Raw genomic sequence first — 242 nt, forward strand, 5'->3', positions numbered from 1 at the left:
CTGGCGGCCACGATCCTGGACCGACGTCGCCAGCCCGGGCTTGATCACTTCGATGAGCGGTTCGTCATGCGACATGGAGCGTCTCCAGAAGGCGGGCGTTGTACTGTTCGGGCGCCGCCATGAATTCGGACAGCGAGAACGACACGGGACGGATGTCGAGCTGGAAGGTGCCGGCCTCGACCCGCGCCACCGCGGCGTCGTACTCGGCGCGGCTGATCGGCTTGAACTTGACGATGTCCCCG

1 pseudogene is annotated in these 242 nt (G+C 66.1%); it reads right to left on the bottom strand.

What is annotated here, in order from left to right:
• Positions 1-64: 64 nt before the first annotated feature.
• Positions 65-242, bottom strand: a pseudogene (locus tag SB751_RS34525) (allophanate hydrolase); the annotation flags it as partial.

The organism is Cupriavidus sp. SIMBA_020 (assembly GCF_046535395.1).
GTDB lineage: Bacteria > Pseudomonadota > Gammaproteobacteria > Burkholderiales > Burkholderiaceae > Cupriavidus > Cupriavidus campinensis.